The sequence below is a fragment of the Streptomyces vastus genome, from assembly GCF_039532825.1.
Lineage (GTDB): Bacteria > Actinomycetota > Actinomycetes > Streptomycetales > Streptomycetaceae > Streptomyces > Streptomyces vastus.
In genome coordinates, this window is record NZ_BAAASJ010000124.1 from 123095 (window position 1) to 141252 (window position 18158).

Below are 18158 nucleotides of genomic sequence, written 5' to 3' on the forward strand. Positions count from 1 at the left end.
GTCCGCGTACGTACGTAGGCGGTGCTGCACCGTGGCCTGTTCCCGGAGAAGATCACGGATGCCTTCACGGCGAAGTACGGATGCGATGTCTCCGCCCCGCACACACCGGGCGGGGACCGCGTACTGCTCGAAGTCCCCGTACGGCGGTGGCTGCCGGCCGGTTTGGCTCAATGATCGCCGGACACGACGTAAGGGCTAGGGTCGTGGCTGATCAGGTCGCTGAGGGGGGATCCGAGGATGAGCGGGATAGTGACGGCGGTCAGCAGCAACGGCGAGTACTCGTTCACCAAGCCGAACCGGGACAGCATCACGCTGCTCGCCGGGCTCGGTGTGGAGGGTGACGTACATGCCGGCGTGACGGTCAAGCACCGCTCGCGGGTCGCACAGGACCCCACCCAGCCGAACCTGCGCCAGGTTCATCTCATCCATGAAGAGCTCTTCGTCGAGGTCGGTGCGGAGGGATTCGAGGTGGTGCCCGGTGACCTCGGCGAGAACATCACCACCCGCGGCATTGATCTGCTCGGCCTGCCGGTCGGCACGCTGCTGCGTATCGGCGATGACGCGGTGCTGGAAGTGACCGGCCTGCGCAATCCCTGCCTGCAGATCGACAACTTCCAGGACGGGCTGCTGAAGCAGGTCGTCGGCCGTGACGAAGCCGGGAACGTCGTGCGCAAGTCCGGAATCATGAGCATCGTGAAGGAGGGTGGCGTGGTGCGCCCGGGCGACACCATCGCAGCGGAACTTCCCAGTGGACCGTACCGGCCCCTGGAGCGGGTCTGATGTCGCTCACCATCGGCCCGCCCGGCCAGTGGTGCGCCGGAGGGCCGTCACCCGGCGGGACAGCCGGGTGACGGCCCTTTTCCTCGCCGCCGACCGGTGATGAAAGCCGCGTTGCGTAGGGCATCGAGGGGCTGTGGGCTGTGCCGTACACCTCACACAAGGAACGCCTACCGCCAGGCGTCGACCAAGTCCTGCGGCCCCCAGTGCGCCGCGAGCGGCAGGCCGTCCGTGACACCGGAGCGGGAGACCGCGACGAGGGGTGTGTCCGGGTCGGCACCGGGCACGGCGAGTGCATCGCGGACCAGGGCGTCGTACTCGCGGCGCCCGAAGGGCTGGGACTCCAGCCACTTGACCGACCCGATGAAGTGCACGGCGCCCGCCACGGGTTCGCGGTCCGCGCCGATCAGGTCGATCTCGGGGTTGTTCTGCCGGTTCCACCAGCCGCCGACCGCCTCGGTCTCGGGCCAGAAGTCGTCCGGCAGCAGGCGCAGCAGCGACTCGCGGACCACCGGTTCGATGGCGCGTCCCCGCCAGGTCGTCCACGACCGCTCGATGCGCTCCAGGGCCAGATCACCCCGGCCGCGTTCGATGAGCGGAATTCCGCGTCGCAGGAAGGCCAGCCAGAAGCGCAGATACGGATCGGCGACGCGGTAGCGCTTGTTCTTGCTGTCCGGTTTTGTGGACAGCGGCAGGTCCACCGCCAGGACCCGCTTGGCCAGCAGCGTGTTCAGCAGCGGGGCAAGGGTGCCGGAGGGCAGCGCGCCCGCGCCGCCGGCCTGTGCGGCGATGGTGGAGAAGGTCCGCTCACCGCTGCCGACGGCTTCGAGTACCGCACGTGAGTGGGACGCCTCGGGGAACTCTCCGAGCAGTGACAGCTCGCCCGCGACCAGCAGGGGCGAGAGAGGGTTGCTCACGGCCTCGCGCAGGAACTCCGTACGGGGCGTCCCCGGCCGCCACGACTGGACGATCTCCGGGAAGCCGCCGGTGATCAGCAGGGCGTCCATCGCCTCCGCCGCGTCGAGCCCGGTCGCCGCCTGCACATCGGCCAGGTGCAGCGGCCGTACGGTCATCTTCGTCGCCCTGCCGAAGAACGGACGGCCATGCGACTGCAGGGCCTCCATCACCGACATGTCGCTGCCAACGAGGACGAGCAGCACCGGCTTGGCGGACAGATGGCGGTCCCACACCGTCTGCAGCGCCCCCTCGAACTCGCCGTCCTGCTCCACCAGCCAGGGCACCTCGTCGATCACGGCGATACTCGGAGCGTCGTCCGGCACCGCGAGGGCCATGGAGCGCAGCGCCTGGTTCCAGTCGGCGGCTTGCAGCCCGGCCACCAGTTCCGCGCCGGGCAGGGCGGAATGCGCGAGCGCCGCGGTGAAGTCGGCCCGCTCAGCCACCGGATTACGGCCCCGGGTCGCCTGGAAGACCACGTAAGGAACCCCGGACCGGTCACAGAACTCCTGCACCAGGCGGGACTTCCCCACGCGACGTCGGCCCATCATGATCATGGACCGTCCGCGGGTGGCCCCCGTACCGTCGACCACCAGGCCCAGCTGCTGAGCCAGCAGATCAAGATCGGCTGTCCTGCCCTTGAACTCCATCAGAGGCTCACTCTCTGGTCGGCTCAATAAACTCAGATTCGATATTACGTAGATTGAATCTTACTTTGTCTGGGTCTGTCGAAATCCGGCGAGCGGCTCCGACGTGCCGGGTGTGGGCCGGAGCCGTCGGCTTCGGTCGGACAGTTGGTATCGGACAGTCGGTAGTCGATCAGGGCAGGAATGGAGTTCGATCATGTTGCTGGAGGAGAAGGTCGCCGTGGTGTACGGAGCCGGCGGGTCCATCGGCGGGGCGGCGGCCCGGGCCTTTGCTCGCGAGGGGGCGCGGGTTTTTCTCGCCGGGCGTACGGCGGCGTCGCTCGAGGCGGTCGCCGGAGATATTCGCGGTGCCGGCGGTACGGCGGAGACGGCTGTGGTCGATGCCCTGGACGAGGCGGCGGTGGACGACTTCGTCGACGGCGTGGCCGCGCGGGCCGGGCGGATCGACGTCTCGTTCAATGCCATCGGCATCGGGGACGTTCAGCAGCCGCTGATGGAGATCTCGGTGGCGGACTTTCTGCAGCCCATCACGAACGCGATGCGCTCGCAGTTCCTGACGACCCGGGCGGCGGCCCGGCACATGACCGCCCGCGGCTCGGGAGTCATCCTCGCCTTCGGCGGCGGCGGGACGCAGACGCTGCCCGGCCTCGGCGGCTTCAAGGTCGCTCTGGACGCGCTCGAGGGGTTGCGTCGTCAGTGGGCCATCGAAATGGGCCCGCACGGTATCCGTGTGGTCACCCTGAAGTCGGGCGGCGTGGCGGAGAGCATCCCCGACGGGTTCCCGGGCAAGGAGGCGATCACCGACAGCCTCGTCAAGGAGACCCAGCTCGGCCGCGTCGCGACCCTCGCGGACGTGGGCGACGTGGCCGCCTTCGTCGCTTCCGACCGGGCGCGCACACTGACCGCGACGGACGTGAACATCTCCTGCGGGGCCATCGTGGACTGAGCGAGGGGCCATCAGTGATGTGGGGGCCACCAGTTGTCCGGCGGCCCCCACAGATCACCGGGGCAGCACCACCACGTAAGCCGCCGGATCGCGGTCGCACGCCGCCATGAGCGCGGTGCGTACGACGGCTGCCTGCTGCTCCATGGCGTCGCGCAGTTTCCGCGGGGTGACGTGGACGACGGTGATACCGAGCCGTTCCAGGTGGTCGCGTTTGCGGGCGTACTCCGACCACAGCGCGTCGTCGTCCTGGCGGGGCGCCCTGGTGTCCAGTTCGAGGGCCACGGCCTGTTCGGGCCAGTACGCGTCGAGGCCGCCGAGGTGAGGGCCGCCGGGCAGGCACAGATCCACGTTCCAGACGGGGTCGGGCAGGCCGTGTTCGCGGACCATGCGGTACAGGTTGTCCTCGGCGATGGCCCGGCCCTCGGCGAGCAGGGTGTCGACGGCGTCCACGACGTGCGGCCGGTTCAGCAGCCGGGCCTGCGTCAACTCCCGTACGACGGCGGCCGGTTCGCAGTGGCCGCCGCGGACCGCCTCGGTCAGCAGACGGCGTACGGTGCCCGCCTCCGAGAGCTCGGCGACGGCGTCGGACAGCGCGCGCGGAACGGGAGCCACCGGGAGACCGGTGACCTCCTCGGGCTTCGGCAGCGCGGGGGCCCGGACGATACGCGCACAGCCCGTCGAGCGGAGCCGGCGCATGCGCGGTACGAGGACGTCGATCCGGTCCAGCGACAGAAGCGAGGGTGCGGACGGGAAGCCGTACAGGGCGAGGGCCGCGAGACCGGTGATCATCGCGTCGGGATAACGCTGGAGTGCGGGCGGTTCCTGTGCGCCGGGCCCGGTCGCGGCCGGCTGAGCCGGGATGCCCTGTGCCTTCAGCCCCGGTTCGCGCAGCGATGAGCGGGCCGCGTACATCAGGACCGCGTGCAGCCGTTCCTCACCGGTGGGCGGGCCGGGGTGCAACAGGCAGACACCGGGCAGGAACTGCTGCCAGGCTCCGCCCGGCCGGCACTGCTCGTTGATCTCGGCATTGGTCACGCCGTGCGCCCGCAGCTGCGCGTTGGTCAGCACGCGCCGCCGGGCGTCGGACAGGTGGCTCAGGGGGCGGGGGGAGAGAGGGGTGTTGTGGTTCATGCCCCCGAATCTCCCGCACCCGCCCGCCCCCCTAACCGCTGTTACGTTCCCGTCGAAAAACCCGGACAGCCCAGCCCTGAAGTGCAGGCGCACGACAGCCGAAACCCCCTGGTCCGTATGGGGGTTACGGCCCCGATTACCAGCATTCCGTAACTGTTATGCCCGGCAACGTGTGTTGACGCCGCCAGAGTCGCCCCGCGCCCGCTTCAAGCTGCGCCCGCTTCATACGGGCCCGGTCCCTGGGGCGCCTGATTCACGCTGGCCCAGTCAGGCGCGCCCCATCAGGGGCGCGGGCTGTATCAATTTGCGGCTCCGCCGCGCGGGCGCGACCAGCCACAACGAACCCGCAGCCGCCATATGGCACCAACGCACCCGCCCCTAACGCGTCCCCGCCTAACCGACGGAGTCACACGCCTGTGCCCGCAACGCCCGCGCCAAGTCATCCCGAGCCTCCAGCACAAGCCGCCGCAGCGCAGGAGCCGCCCCTTCATGCTCGGAGAGCCACGCATCCGTCGCGGACAGCGTCGCCTGTGAGTCCTGAAGGGACGGGAACAGGCCCTTGACCACGTCCATGGCGATCTGGATGGACCGCTCCTCCCAGACGCGCTCGATCACCGAGAAGTACTTGGCGACATAAGGAGCCCCAAGCTCCCGCTGCGACGGCTGCGCGAACCCCGCGATCGTTGACTCCACCAGCGCATTGGACAACGCGTCCGACTCGACAACCGCCGCCCAGGCCTGCGCCTTGACCGCCGCGGACGGCCGTGCGGCAAGGCACCGAACCTGGTGCCTCTTCCCGGAGGCCGTGTCATCTCGGGCGAGCTCCGCGGAGAGTACGGCCTCGTCGGCGACGCCGTGCGAGGCGAGCGGTTCCAGGAACGCCCAGCGCAGCTCCTGGTCCACCTCCAGCCCGTCGATCTTGGCCGTCCCCTCCAACAGATCCCGCAACAGCCCCAGTTCGGCCTCACCCGACGCGACCGCCGCGAAGAACCGCGCCCACGTCAGCTGATGCTGGCTGCCCGGCTCGGCCTGCCGCAGCTCCCGCAGTGCACCCTCCGCGAGCAACTGCCCGCCCACCTCCCGCCAATCGGGCGCCGCGTAGTGCGTGAGCGCGGAGTTCGCCCACGCGTGCAGCATCTGGAGCACACCGATGTCGGACTCGCGGCCCGCGAAGCGCAGGACGAGGTCGATGAAGTCCCGGGCCGGCATCAGAGCGTCCCGTGTCAGGTTCCACAGCGCGGACCAGCACAGTGCGCGGGCCAGCGGGTCGCTGATCTCGCCGAGCCGCTCCCGCAGCGTCGCCAGCGAGCCCTCGTCGAAACGGATCTTGCAGTACGTCAGGTCGTCGTCGTTCACCAGCACCAGCTCGGGAGCCTCGGCACCGGCCAGCTCCGCCACGACCGTACGTGGCCCGTCGACGTCCACCTCCGCCCGCGCGTACCGCTCCAGCGCACCCTCGGAAGACCGCCGGTACAGGCCCACCGCCACCCGGTGCGGGCGCAGTTCAGGGTGCGACTCGGCGGCCTCCTGGAGGATCGCGAGCTCGTCGATCCGCCCCTCGGAGCCCAACAGCACCTGCGACGTGAGGGAGTTGACCCCGGCGGTCTGCAGCCAGGCCCGCGACCAGGCGGCCATGTCACGCCCGCTCGTCTCCTCCAGGACCGACAACAGATCCCCGAGCCGCGTGTTCCCGTACGCGTTCCGCTTGAAGTAGCGCCGCGCGCCCTCCAGGAAGGCGTCCCGCCCCACATACGCCACCAACTGCTTGAGAACCGACGCCCCCTTGGCGTACGTGATCCCGTCGAAGTTCAGCTTCGCGTCCTCCAGGTCACTGATGTCGGCCGTGATCGGGTGCGTGGAAGGCAGTTGATCGGCGCGGTACGCCCATGCCTTCCGGTTGTTGGCGAAGGTGGTCCAGGCGCCCGCGAACCGGGTCGCCTCGGCCGCCGAGAACGTCCCCATGAAGTCCGCGAACGACTCCTTGAGCCACAGGTCGTCCCACCACTCCATGGTCACGAGGTCGCCGAACCACATGTGCGCCATCTCGTGCAGGATGACGTTCGCCCGCCGCTCGTACGACGCCTGTGTCACCTTGCCGCGGAAGATGAACTCCTCCCGGAACGTCACACAGCCCGGGTTCTCCATCGCGCCCAGGTTGTACTCCGGCACGAACGCCTGGTCGTACTTCCCGAACGGGTACGGATAGTCGAAGTGGTCGTGGAAGAAGTCAAGACCCTGCTTGGTCACCAGGAACACGTCGTCGGCGTCGAAGTGCCTGGCGAGGCCCTTGCGGCACAGCGCGCCGAGGGGGATCTCCAGCGTCGTACCGTCGTCGAAGGTGCGGGAGTAGCTGTCCGTCACATAGTGGTACGGGCCCGCGACGATCGCCGTGATGTACGTCGAGATGGGCCGCGTCTCGGCGAACTGCCATACCCCGTCGTGCAGTTCACCCACGCCGTTGCTCCATGCGACCCAGCCCTCGGGGGCCCGGACCTCGAAGCGGAAGGGGGCCTTGAGGTCGGGCTGCTCGAAGTTCGCGAAGACGCGGCGGGAGTCGGCCGGTTCGTACTGGGTGTAGAGGTAGACCTCGCCGTCCTCGGGGTCGACGAAGCGGTGCAGGCCTTCGCCGGTGCGGCTGTAGGCGCACTGGGCGTCGACCACGAGTTCGTTGTCGTCGCCGAGGTCCTCCAGGAGGATGCGGGAGCCGTCGAAGACGGCGCCCGGGTCGAGATCCTTGCCGTTGAGGGAGACGGCGGTGACGCTCGGCGCGATCAGGTCCGCGAAGCTCGTGGTGCCCGGCTCGGCGCAGCGGAAACGGATCGTGGTCACGGAACGGAACGTCCGCACACCGTCCCCGGCCCCGTCACCGACCGCCGAGCGCAGGTCGAGGGACACGTCGTAGCCGTCGACGGACAGCAGTGCGGCCCGCTCCCGGGCCTCGTCGCGGGACAGATTCTCACCGGGCACGGGCGGTACTCCCTCGGGTGCTGTTCAGCATCTGGACAGGGCCGATCCTGCCATGCGGTCCCGTGGCGAGCAGCAGGGAATAGGGTGGGGAAGGGGGTGGTTGCGCATTCAAAGACAGCCCCGTCTGTCGCATGTGCTGACCCCGTTTTAGAGGAGAACCATGTCCGAGGCCGCAACGAGCTCCGCCAAGACCCCCGTCGACTTCTGGTTCGACCCCCTGTGTCCCTGGGCGTGGATGACCTCGCGCTGGGTCCTCGAGGTGGAGAAGGTCCGCGACATCGAGGTCAGCTGGCACATCATGAGCCTCGCGGTGCTGAACGAGGACAAGATCGACCAGCTGCCCGAGGAGTACCGGGAGATGCTGGCCACCAAGGCGTGGAAGCCGGTGCGCGTGGTGACCGCGGCCTGGCAGAAGCACGGCGCGGACGTCCTCGGCCCGCTCTACACCGCGCTCGGTACCCGCATCCACAACAACGATGAGGGACCGACCATCGAGGCGATAGCCGGCGCCCTCGCCGACGTCGGCCTGCCCGCCGACCTCATCGACTACGCCGACCAGGAGGACTTCGAGTTCGACGCCGAGCTGCGCGCCTCCCACAAGGAGGGCATCGACAAGGTCGGCCAGGAGGTCGGCACCCCCGTCATCGCCGTCCCCGGCTCCGACGGTGAGCAGATCGCGTTCTTCGGCCCGGTCGTCACCCCCGCCCCCAAGGGCGAAGAGGCCGCCCGCCTCTGGGACGGCGCCCTCGCGGTGGCCTCGGTCCCCGGCTTCTACGAGATCAAGCGCACGCGCACAAAGGGCCCGGACTTCAGCAACCTCTGAGGCCTGAGGTCTCACCCGGGCGAGGCGACCCCCGCGAGTCACGTCCTCGCGGGAAGTCGCCTGTGTCCGGTGTTACGAGGGCCGCCGCAACAACCCCCGCTCCATCGCCACCACCACCGCCCGGGTCCGGTCGTTCACGTTCAGCTTGGCGAAGAGGCGCAGGAGATGGGTTTTGACCGTGGCCTCGGCTATGACCAGCCGGGAGCCGATCTCGGCGTTGGTGAGGCCGTCGGCGACGGCGTTGAGGACGTCTCTCTCACGGGCGGTGAGCGGAGGATGGGCGGGGCGGCGCATACGGGCGACCAGTTTCTCCGCGACCCGGGGAGCGAGGACCGTTTCGCCGCGCGACGCCGCGTGGATGGCGTCGACCAGCTGCTCGCGGGTGGCGTCCTTCAGGAGGTAGCCGATGGCGCCCGCCTCTACCCCGCGCTCGATCTCCGCGTCGGTGTCATAGGTGGTGAGGATCAGGACCCGGGTGTGCGGGTGTGCGGCCACGATCTCCGTGGTCGTCGCGACCCCGTCCAGTACGGGCATCCGCAGATCCATCAGGGCCACATCGGGCTCGTACGCGGCGACGAGTTCGAGCGCCGCCCGGCCGTCACCCGCCTCGCCGACGATCTCGATGCTGGGCTCGGCGGCCAGCAGGGCCACCACACCCGCCCGCATCACCGTGTGATCGTCCACCACGATGATCCGCAGTTTTCCACCGCCGGTCATGTCAACTCCTCACCGGTCTGAGCCGTACCGGGCTCGGACTCACCGACCTCGCCGGCGTCTCCGTCCATCGGGATCGTCGCCAGTACGCGCGTACCGTCCCCCACCGAACTCGTCACCCCGAGCTCCCCGCCCAGCTCCGCGAGCCGTTTGCGCATCCCGTCGAGTCCGAACCCCGCCGATTCCCCCACGACGAACCCGGCCCCGTCGTCCGTGATCTCCAGCTCCACCCCGTACGGCTGCCGGGCCAGTACGACCCCGACCGTGGACGCCCGCGCGTGCTTGCGCACATTGGCGAGCGACTCCTGCGTGCAGCGCAGCAGCGCGATCCTGGTCGGCTGGTCGCACTCGATGTACTCGAGGTCCGCGTCGACCACAAGCCCGGTGTCCTCCGCGAAACGGTCCAGGATCCGGCGCAGTGTCACCGTCACCGAACCCGCGGCCGGCTGCCCCTGCTGCTGGGCCGAACTCACCAACTCCCGTGCCTCAGCCAGGTTTTCACGTGCCGTCGACTCGATCGACCGCAACTGCTGTGCGCTGCGCGCCGGATCGCTGTCGAGGCCTGCCCGCGCCGCCTCCGCGAGCGCGATGATCGAGGCGAAGCCCTGCGCGAGTGTGTCATGGATGTCGCGTGCCATCCGTTCCCTCTCGTCGGCCGCCCCCTGACGCTGGTGCGCCTCGGACAGCTCGGCCTGTGCCTGCTCCAACTCGACGATCAGCCGTGCCCGTTCATGACTTTGGGCGACGACCGCGTGCACCCACAGGCCGATCAGCATCCCGACGGCCACCACGATCACGACCGGGACCAGCGTCTCCCCGAAGAACTTCGGCGAGTTGCCGAGCCGAAGCCAGCTCCCGGTCAGCGTCGACCCGGTGGCCAGCCCCAGAAAGAGGAGCGAGGCCCGCGGCGTACGGCTGAACATCCAGAAGTGCGGCAGCGTCACCATGAACAGCGACCCGAAGGAATTGCGCATGTACGCGAACACCCCGAGCACCGTGACGAGCACCAGCAGATACGCGTGCGGGCGCAGCACCGGGTTGTCCGGGAACAGGTCGACCACCGCATAGCAGAGCATCAGGAACCCGAGAATCCCGAGCGCCCAGTACTTGCTCCCGCCGGGCCGGTCCATCGCGGCGAGCCCGACCGCCATCGCGGCGAACAGCACCCAGCACACCGCGTTCCAGCGACGGATCGTGGCGGCCCAGAAGGGGTCGGTGGCCTGCCCGACGGAAGTGGTCATACGGATCAACGTACGTCCGCCACCGGCATCCTGGCGGTCTCTCGGCGTTCGAGGACGGGCCGCCGCACTCGGCGCGAGGGCCACCAGCTCGCCTCACCGAGCAGCAGCATCGCCGCCGGCAGGATCAGCACCCGGATGACGACGGCGTCGAGCAGCACGGCGGCCGCGAGGACGAAGCCGATCTGCTTCATCTCGATGATGTGCAGGAAGACGAAGCTCACGAAGACCGTCATCATGACCACCGCCGCACTGGTCACGACCCCCGCCGAGCTGCGGATCCCGTCCAGGACCGCCTGCCGTGTCGGCACGCCGCCGAGCACGGCCTCCCTGATCCGGCTCACCACGAACACCTGGTAGTCCATGGACAGCCCGAAGAGGATCACGAACAGGAACAGCGGCACCCGCGAGCCGATCGATCCGGTGGACTCGAAGTTCAGCAGCCCCTCGGCCCAACTGCCCTGGAAGACGAGGACGAGCAGCCCGAGCGCCGCCGCCGCGGACAGCAGGTTCAGTACGACACCGATCAGGCCGAGCACCACCGAACGGAACGCGTACAGGGTCATCGCGAAGGTCACCAGGAGCAACGCGCCGAGGACCAGGGGCAGTTTGCTGTTCTGGTGCGCGGGATAGTCGGCGTAACGGGCGACGTCGCCGCTCACACCGGAGTCGGCGCCCGGGATCCGGCCGACCGTCCCTGGCACGTACTCGTCCCGCAGATGGTCGAGGGAGTCGTACGCCTCGTCCGAGTTGCCGAGGTGCGGAACGTTCAGCTCCAGCACGCTGATCCGCCGGTCGTCAGAGGTCCGCAGCCGGGACTCGCCGGTGAACAGCGGGTCCGCTTCGGCGAGTCGAGCCAGCTCCTCCAGGGCTGCGGTGACCTCGCCTGAGCGTGCGGCATCGGCGCGTACGACGACGTCGTGGGTCACCCGCTGCTCGGGGAAGGCCTCGTTGAGCCGGTCGTACACCTGCATGGCGGGGATCTCACGTGAGTGGGTGTCCCGGCTCATCTCCGTGATCTTCAGCCCACCCAGTGGAGCGGCGAGCGCCAGCATGGCGAGCACCGAGACGCACAGCGTGGCCACCGGATGCCTGGTCGCGGGCCGCAGCAGCGCGGACCACACCCGGCCGCCGCCCTCGCCCCGCATCCGCCGTGGCGCGGGCCTGCCCCGCTCGGCACGGCGGAGCGCCCTGCGCTCGGCCCGCTTGCCGAGTTTGACCAGCAGCGCGGGCAGTACGGTCAGGGAGCTGAGCACCGCCACCAGGACGACCACGATGGTGCCGGTGGCCAGCGAGGAGAAGATCACGTCGGAGGCCAGGAACAGCGTCGCCGTGGACACCACGACCGCCAGCCCGGACACCACGACCGCCCGGCCCGAGGTCGCCGCGGCCAGCTCCACCAGCGCCTCGGAACTCAGCCGTCCGCCGGTGCGGGCCCGTTCCTCCCGCTCCCGCTTGAGATGGAAGAGCGTGTAGTCGACGCCGACCGCGAGGCCGATCATCAGGATGATGTTGGTCCCGACGCCGGTGTCGGGGGAGAGGTGCGAGACCACCATCGACAGCCCGACGGCCGCTGCGATCGACGACAGCGCGAGCAGCAGCGGCACCCCGGCCATCGTCACCGAACCGAACACGATCAGCAGCGTGATCAATGTGACCGGCAGGGTGATCGCCTCGGAGAGCGCCAGATCGTCGCCGCGCTGCTTGTCGACTCCCTTGCTGATGGAGGGACTTCCGGTCTCCTCCAGGAGCAGTCCGGGGTTCGCCTTCTGTACGGCCTCGGTCTGCGCGACCAGCGCGTCGACCTTGGCCTTCGCATCCCGCTCCTCGCCCTTCACGGCCACTTCGACCATGAGGATCCGGCCGTCCTCGGACAGCAGCGGATCGGCCACGCTCTCGACCTCGGGCAGCCGCTCCATCCGGGCGGTGAGATCAGCCGCGGCGGCCTTCGCGGAGGTTTCGGCGGCGCCCCGGTCGAGACCGGCGCCGGACCGGGCGGAGATCAGCACCTGCTCGGTGGACCTGCGCTCCAACTGCCCCTCGGAGGCCATGGCCTCGGCCCGTCCGGCCTCGCCGACCCGGTAGTCCGCGGTCTTCGCACTGTTGAGGCCGACAGCACCGCCGATGCCCAGGCACAACACCACGAACACCAGCCATCCGATGATCGCCCGCCATGGGTGCAGGGCACTCCAGCGAGCCATGCGCACAGTGAATGAGTTCATGCCCAAAAGCGTTGCTGAGCAGGGCAGTTGGCGGACAGAGGTGCTTGGTGGAACTTGCCGTCCACTGATCGGTGGACGCGAGAACTGGGGGTAGCCCCCGGACCGGCCGGCCCGCCCCGGTCTCAAAGAATCTTGAAGAGGCAAAGGTGCTGGCCAATGCCGCTATCGGCGTCAACTACGCGGCTGTATACGAACTTTGGAGGCATGAGGTCCCCGACATCGGATAGCGATCTGCTGAGCATGCCTCCCGATGACTGAAGGAGTTCCCCATCATCGTGCAACCGGCTCAAGAGTTCGGCGACAACCCTGTCGAAGTACGCGAAACCGGTCACTACACGGAGGAGTACGTTCCCAGCTTTGTCGAGAAGTGGGACTCGCTCATCGACTGGGAGAAACGGGCGGACAGCGAAGGCAATTTCTTCATCGACCTGCTGCGCAAGTGGGGCGTGAAGAGTGTGCTCGACGTAGCGACGGGCACAGGATTTCACTCCGTACGGCTGCTGGCCGCCGGATTCGACACCGTGAGCGCCGACGGCAGCGCGGACATGCTGGCGATGGCCTTCGAGAACGGCACCAAGCAGGGCGGGCACATCCTGCGCGTCGTACAGGCGGACTGGCGGTGGCTCAACAGAGACGTCCACGGGGAGTACGACGCCATCGTCTGCCTCGGCAACTCCTTCACGCATCTCTTCTCGGAGCGCGACCGGCGCAAGGCGCTCGCCGAGTTCTACGCGATGCTCAAACACGACGGAATTCTCGTCCTCGACCAGCGCAATTACGACGCGATCCTGGACGACGGCTACACGAGCAAGCACACGTACTACTACTGCGGTGAGGACGTCACCGTGGAACCGGAGTACGTCGACGAGGGCCTGTGCCGCATGCGGTACCACTTCCCGGACGACTCCGTGTACCACCTCAACATGTTCCCGCTGCGCAAGGACTACACCCGTCGCCTGATGTCCGAGGTGGGTTTTCAGCGGGTCGAGACCTACGGCGACTTCCAGCACACCTACCGGGGTGAGCAGCCGGACTTCTTCGTGCATGTGGCGCAGAAGGAGTACCGGATGGACGACCAGCAGGAGAAGGAAGGCCGGTACACGGGCGCGGTCAGCACCGCCCGCAGCTACTACAACTCACCCGACGCCGACACCTTCTACGCCACCGTGTGGGGCGGCGAGGACATCCACATCGGCCTCTACGAAAGCCCCGCGGAGCCCATCGCCGACGCCAGCCGGCGCACCGTCGAGCGGATGGCGTCGAAGCTGGAGCTGACCCGGGACTCCGTGGTGCTCGACCTCGGCTCGGGGTACGGCGGCTCGGCACGGTACCTGGCCGGGACGTACGGCTGCCGGGTGGTCGCACTCAACCTCAGCGAGGTGGAGAACCAGCGCCACAAGGAGCTGAACTCGGCACGCGCGCTCACCGACCGGATCGAGGTCGTGGACGGGTCCTTCGAGGACATCCCGCTTCCCGACGACCAGGTCGACGTCGTCTGGTCCCAGGACGCCTTCCTGCACAGCGGGAACCGCGTCAAGGTCCTGGAGGAGATCGCACGGGTGCTGCGCCCCGGCGGCCATGTCATCTTCACCGACCCGATGGCGACGGCGGACGGCGGCTCCGCCGACGTGCTGCAGCCGATTCTCGACCGGATCCATCTGGACGACATGGGCTCGCCCGGCTTCTACACACGCGAGCTGGACCGGCTCGGATTCACCGCCGTCGACGGTGGTTTCGAAGAGCACCGCGAACAGTTGGTGAACCACTACACCCGGGTCCTCGAGGAGACCGGCCGCCAAGAGGCCGAAGGGCTGGCCAGAAAGATCAGCCACGACTACCTCGCCCAGATGAAGAAGGGGCTCGGCCACTGGATCGACGGCGGCCGCGAGGGGCATCTCACCTGGGGCGTCTTCCACTTCAGGCTGGGAACCGACGACTGAGCGACGCCGACGACTGAGCCTCCTGCCAGGCATGGGGCGCAAGGGAAGCCCCCGCGAGTCACGTCCTCGCGGGGGCTTTCTTGAGAGGGTTTGGCGAGATCCGACAGTCCTCGCCGGTCCCGCCCTTGTGGGTAAAGCCGCCATTCCTCAGTGAGCAGGGTCACGCCGCCCCAGGTATACTCACCAGTCTTTGTAGGGAGCGCACCAAGCGCGCGATCCGCGGTTTGTCGAGCGCTGCTGGTGATCGGGTCCAGGGGCCTGGGATAGCGTCGCGGTGTCCCGAACCGCCCGCTCCCACACTGCCGGAGTTTCCATGAGCACCGCTGCCGCCACCGCCCTCCCGGGCAAGGTCCTCGCCGATCTGCTTCCCGCGTCCCGCGTCCGCGACATCGCGCTCGTGGCCGGTGGTGCCGCGCTCACCGGGTTCGCCGCCCAGCTCGCCGTGCCCGTGCCGGGCTCGCCGGTGCCGGTGACCGGGCAGACCTTCGCGGCCCTGCTCGTCGGCACGGCGCTCGGCGCCGGGCGCGGCTTCCTCTCGCTCGCTCTGTACGCGCTGGTCGGCCTGGCCGGTGTTCCGTGGTTCGCGGAGGGCAGCCACGGTGTCTCCCCGACCTTCGGTTACATCATCGGCATGATGCTGGCGGCCACGCTCGTCGGCGCCCTGGCCCGCCGGGGCGCCGACCGTTCGGTGTTGCGCATGGCCGGCACGATGCTCCTCGGCGAGGCCGTCATCTACGCGATCGGCGTCCCCTACCTCTCCGCCGCCACGCAGTTGAGCCCCACGGAGGCTGTTGCCGCCGGGTTCACGCCCTTCCTCGTCGGCGACGCCTTCAAGGCGGCCCTGGCAATGGGCCTGCTGCCCACCGTCTGGAAGCTCGTGAAGCGCTGAGCGTGAAGCGCTGAGAGCGACGTCGCAGCCCCCAGCCACAGCCCCAGCCCTCGCGCCCCGTAACGGGTGCGGGGGCCGCTTGATTTCCGGTCTCGTGTCATTGGCCCGGTTTGTGCTGTCATGAAAGGAGGTTGGGGGTGTAGCCGCATGAGGTGTGTCGTGGACCGGTACCGGCTCCTCGAACCCATCGGGCAGGGCGGCATGGGCCGAGTCTGGCGCGCGTCCGACGAACTGCTCGGCCGTCCGGTCGCCGTGAAGGAACTCCGGCTCGACGCCGCCGGAGCCGAGGAAATCGAGGTCCGGCGCGAGCGCGCGCTGCGCGAGGCCCGCGCTAGTGCCCGTATCGACCACCCCAATGTCGTACGGGTCTATGACGTGGCCGAGGAGAACGACCGGCTCTGGATCGTCATGGAACTGGTCGAGGCCCCCTCACTGGCCCGGACCGTCGTCGAACACGGCCCCCTCGACGCACGTGAGACGGCCAGGATCGGCCTCGCACTCGCCGAGGCGCTGCGCCGGGTGCACGCGGCCGGAGTGCTGCACCGCGACATCAAGCCCGGCAACGTCCTGCTGGGGCCGGGCGGCAGGGTCGTCCTCACCGACTTCGGGATCGCCGCCCTCCAGGACGCGCAGGGGCTGACGCAGGCCGGAGTCATCGTCGGCTCCCCGGAGTACATCCCGCCGGAACGTATCTCCGGCCGCCCACAGGGCCCGCCCTCCGACCTGTGGTCCCTCGGCGCCACGTTCTGCACCGCCCTCACCGGACACTCCCCGTTCGAACGCGCCGGGACGCTCGCCACGCTGGCTGCGGTGATGTACGAGGAGCCTCGACTGCCGCCCGAGGACGAGCCATTGACTCCGCTGCTGCGGAGGCTGCTGGCCCGGGATCCGGGCGGTCGGCCGGATGTGGGGGAAGTGGTGCGGTTCTTGAGCCGGGTGCTCACGGCGCCGCCCGCAGTCAGGGAGCGGGAGACCGAGACGAGTGAGAAGAGCGAGAGCCCCGAGTGGCTGCCGCGGCTGCTCACTGTTCTCGTCCTGGTGGCCGCCACCGCTGTGGGGATCGTCATGATCATCACGGCGATCCGTCCCGGCGGTGAGACGAAGCTGCCCGACACCACCCCGCCGCCCACGGTCGCGGGCACCTCGCGTCCGCCGCCCACACCAGGCGGGAGTCAGACCCCGTCGCCCTGACGCAGCGGCGCGCTTGACCGGTCCGACCCGAGGAGGCCGGGCCGAAACACGCGTGTCACACTCGGACCATGCGCGTGTACCTCGGCTCCGATCATGCCGGTTTCGAACTCAAGAACCACCTCGTCGAGTGGCTCAAAGCCGCCGGGCATGAGCCCGTCGACTGCGGGCCCCTCATCTACGACGCCCAGGACGACTACCCGCCGTTCTGCCTCCGCGCGGCCTCGCGCACCGCGGGGGACCCCGGGTCGCTCGGCATTGTGATCGGGGGATCGGGGAACGGGGAGCAGATCGCGGCGAACAAGGTGGCCGGGGTTCGGGCTGCGCTCGCTTGGAGCGAGGAGACTGCGGCGTTGGGGCGTCAGCACAACGATGCGAACGTTGTGGCTGTCGGGGCGCGTATGCACTCGCGGGACGAGGCGACCAAGTTTGTCGAGACGTTCCTGAACACGCCGTTCTCCGGCGACGACCGTCACGTCCGTCGCATCGACATGCTGTCGGCGTACGAGACGGCCGGGGTCATGCCGGACATCCCGGCGCACCACCCGCAGGGGTAGGGGGCTTTCCTTCCACAACCCCGTCCCTTCCCGAAACCAAGCGGCTCCGCCCCCGGAACCCCAATGGGGGCTGCGCCCCCAGACCCCCGCATCGGCCCAGCGGCCTCGTCCTCAAACGCCGGACGGGCTGAATTGTGCCTGGCCTGGGTTTGAAGGGCTTTGGCCTGAGCAGCTGAGTTCGCCGGGCGCGCCCCTTCAGGGGCGCGGGGAGCTGCGCGACCAGCCACATCGGACCCGCAGCCGACACACTGCCTCCCAAGGGGGCCTGGGGGCGCAGCCCCCAGTTTCGGGAAGGGGCGGGGCTGGGGAAAGAATCCCGCTCGGACCGCAGGACGAACACGACCAGGAGGCCCCCGTGCCCGAAGGGCACACCATTCACCGGCTCGCCGAGGACTACCTCGGACGGTTCGGCGGCCGGACGGCCCACGTCACAAGCCCGCAAGGCAAATTCGCCGACGCCGCAGCCCTCCTGGACAGGACAGCGCTGACAACCGCCGAAGCCCACGGCAAACACCTCTTCCTACGGTTCGAAACCGAGGCCTGGACCCACATCCACCTCGGCCTCTTCGGCAAGGTCACCCTCGGCGACGCCCCCGTACCCCCACCCACCGAAACCATCCGCCTACGCCTCACCAACGACACCGCGTACGCAGACCTCCGCGGCCCCACCACCTGCACCCTGATCACGGACACGGAAAAGCAGGCGGTACACGACCGCCTGGGCCCGGACCCCCTGCGCGAGGACGCCGACCCGGCACAGGCGTACGCCCGCATCTCCCGCAGCCGTACGACGATCGCCGCCCTCCTCATGGACCAGAAGGTCATCGCAGGAGTAGGAAACGTCTACCGTGCGGAAGTCCTCTTCCGGCACGGCATCGACCCGTACCGGCCGGGAAGGGACATCACCCCGGCCGAGTGGAACGCGCTGTGGACGGACCTCGTCACGCTCATGCGCCAGGGCGTGAGCAACAACCGCATCGACACGGTCCGCCCGGAACACGAGCCGGACGCGATGGGCCGCCCGCCGCGCAAGGACGACCACGGCGGCGAGGTCTACGTGTACCGCAGGGCCAACCTGCCCTGCCACATCTGTGGCGGCGAGATCCGCACCGCCGGTCTCGCCGCCCGCAACCTCTTCTGGTGCCCTACCTGCCAGAGGGCCTGA

At 69.0% G+C, this 18158-nt stretch carries 15 protein-coding genes; 9 read left to right on the plus strand and 6 right to left on the minus strand.

Translation table 11 applies throughout. The annotated features are described in order from the left end of the window. The first annotated feature begins 21 nt into the window (after positions 1-21). Positions 22-174: a hypothetical protein gene (locus tag ABD357_RS41775; protein WP_344396796.1), complete on the plus strand. Its 153-nt coding sequence runs from the start codon at positions 22-24 to the stop codon at positions 172-174. Between the two features lie 63 nt (positions 175-237). Continuing rightward, positions 238-780 (plus strand): MOSC domain-containing protein, encoded by a 543-nt coding sequence (locus ABD357_RS41780; protein ID WP_344396797.1) that lies wholly within the window; start codon positions 238-240, stop codon positions 778-780. A gap of 167 nt (positions 781-947) precedes the next feature. Here ABD357_RS41780 and ABD357_RS41785 read toward each other — a convergent pair whose 3' ends face one another. Further along, positions 948-2381: an ATP-binding protein gene (locus ABD357_RS41785; RefSeq protein WP_344396798.1), complete on the minus strand. Its 1434-nt coding sequence runs from the start codon at positions 2379-2381 to the stop codon at positions 948-950. Between the two features lie 193 nt (positions 2382-2574). Between ABD357_RS41785 and ABD357_RS41790 the strand changes: the two genes are divergently transcribed. Next, entirely contained in the window at positions 2575-3324 is a 750-nt protein-coding gene (locus tag ABD357_RS41790; RefSeq protein ID WP_344396799.1) for an SDR family NAD(P)-dependent oxidoreductase, read from the plus strand. A gap of 54 nt (positions 3325-3378) precedes the next feature. On the opposite strand, the gene ABD357_RS41795 is transcribed toward ABD357_RS41790, so the two are convergent. Next, entirely contained in the window at positions 3379-4455 is a 1077-nt protein-coding gene (locus tag ABD357_RS41795) for a hypothetical protein (protein ID WP_344396800.1), read from the minus strand. 393 nt (positions 4456-4848) lie between these two features. Continuing rightward, the gene (pepN, locus tag ABD357_RS41800) at positions 4849-7422 is read right to left on the minus strand and encodes an aminopeptidase N (RefSeq protein WP_344396801.1); all 2574 of its coding nucleotides are present in this window, start codon (positions 7420-7422) and stop codon (positions 4849-4851) included. Between the two features lie 160 nt (positions 7423-7582). Here pepN and ABD357_RS41805 point away from each other — a divergent pair, with 160 nt between their 5' ends. Beyond that, the gene (locus ABD357_RS41805; RefSeq protein ID WP_344396802.1) at positions 7583-8245 is read left to right on the plus strand and encodes a mycothiol-dependent nitroreductase Rv2466c family protein; all 663 of its coding nucleotides are present in this window, start codon (positions 7583-7585) and stop codon (positions 8243-8245) included. A 72-nt stretch (positions 8246-8317) separates the two neighbouring features. Here ABD357_RS41805 and ABD357_RS41810 read toward each other — a convergent pair whose 3' ends face one another. From ABD357_RS41810 to ABD357_RS41820, 3 genes are read right to left on the minus strand one after another with little or no spacing between them, the layout of a single operon-like run. Next, on the minus strand, positions 8318-8962 hold the full coding sequence (locus tag ABD357_RS41810; RefSeq protein WP_344396803.1) for a response regulator: 645 nt from the start codon (positions 8960-8962) through the stop codon (positions 8318-8320). Further along, a complete protein-coding gene (locus tag ABD357_RS41815) occupies positions 8959-10200 on the minus strand; it encodes a sensor histidine kinase (protein ID WP_344396805.1) in 1242 nt (413 codons plus the stop codon). The genes ABD357_RS41810 and ABD357_RS41815 overlap by 4 nt, the downstream gene beginning before the upstream one ends. Before the next feature lie 5 nt (positions 10201-10205). After that, positions 10206-12419, minus strand: a complete 2214-nt coding sequence (locus ABD357_RS41820; protein WP_344396807.1) for an MMPL family transporter — start codon at positions 12417-12419, stop codon at positions 10206-10208. A gap of 275 nt (positions 12420-12694) precedes the next feature. Here ABD357_RS41820 and ABD357_RS41825 point away from each other — a divergent pair, with 275 nt between their 5' ends. From ABD357_RS41825 to ABD357_RS41845, 5 genes are all read left to right on the plus strand, one after another. After that, on the plus strand, positions 12695-14359 hold the full coding sequence (locus ABD357_RS41825; protein WP_344396808.1) for a glycine/sarcosine N-methyltransferase: 1665 nt from the start codon (positions 12695-12697) through the stop codon (positions 14357-14359). A 313-nt stretch (positions 14360-14672) separates the two neighbouring features. Continuing rightward, positions 14673-15248, plus strand: coding sequence for a biotin transporter BioY (locus ABD357_RS41830; protein WP_344396809.1), 576 nt, complete (start codon positions 14673-14675; stop codon positions 15246-15248). A gap of 147 nt (positions 15249-15395) precedes the next feature. Then, positions 15396-16439 carry a serine/threonine-protein kinase gene (locus ABD357_RS41835; RefSeq protein WP_344396810.1) on the plus strand — a complete coding sequence of 348 codons (1044 nt, stop codon included), beginning with the start codon at positions 15396-15398 and terminating at the stop codon, positions 16437-16439. 68 nt (positions 16440-16507) lie between these two features. After that, positions 16508-16993 carry a ribose-5-phosphate isomerase gene (locus ABD357_RS41840; protein ID WP_344396811.1) on the plus strand — a complete coding sequence of 162 codons (486 nt, stop codon included), beginning with the start codon at positions 16508-16510 and terminating at the stop codon, positions 16991-16993. A 355-nt stretch (positions 16994-17348) separates the two neighbouring features. Continuing rightward, positions 17349-18158, plus strand: coding sequence for an Fpg/Nei family DNA glycosylase (locus ABD357_RS41845; RefSeq protein WP_344396812.1), 810 nt, complete (start codon positions 17349-17351; stop codon positions 18156-18158).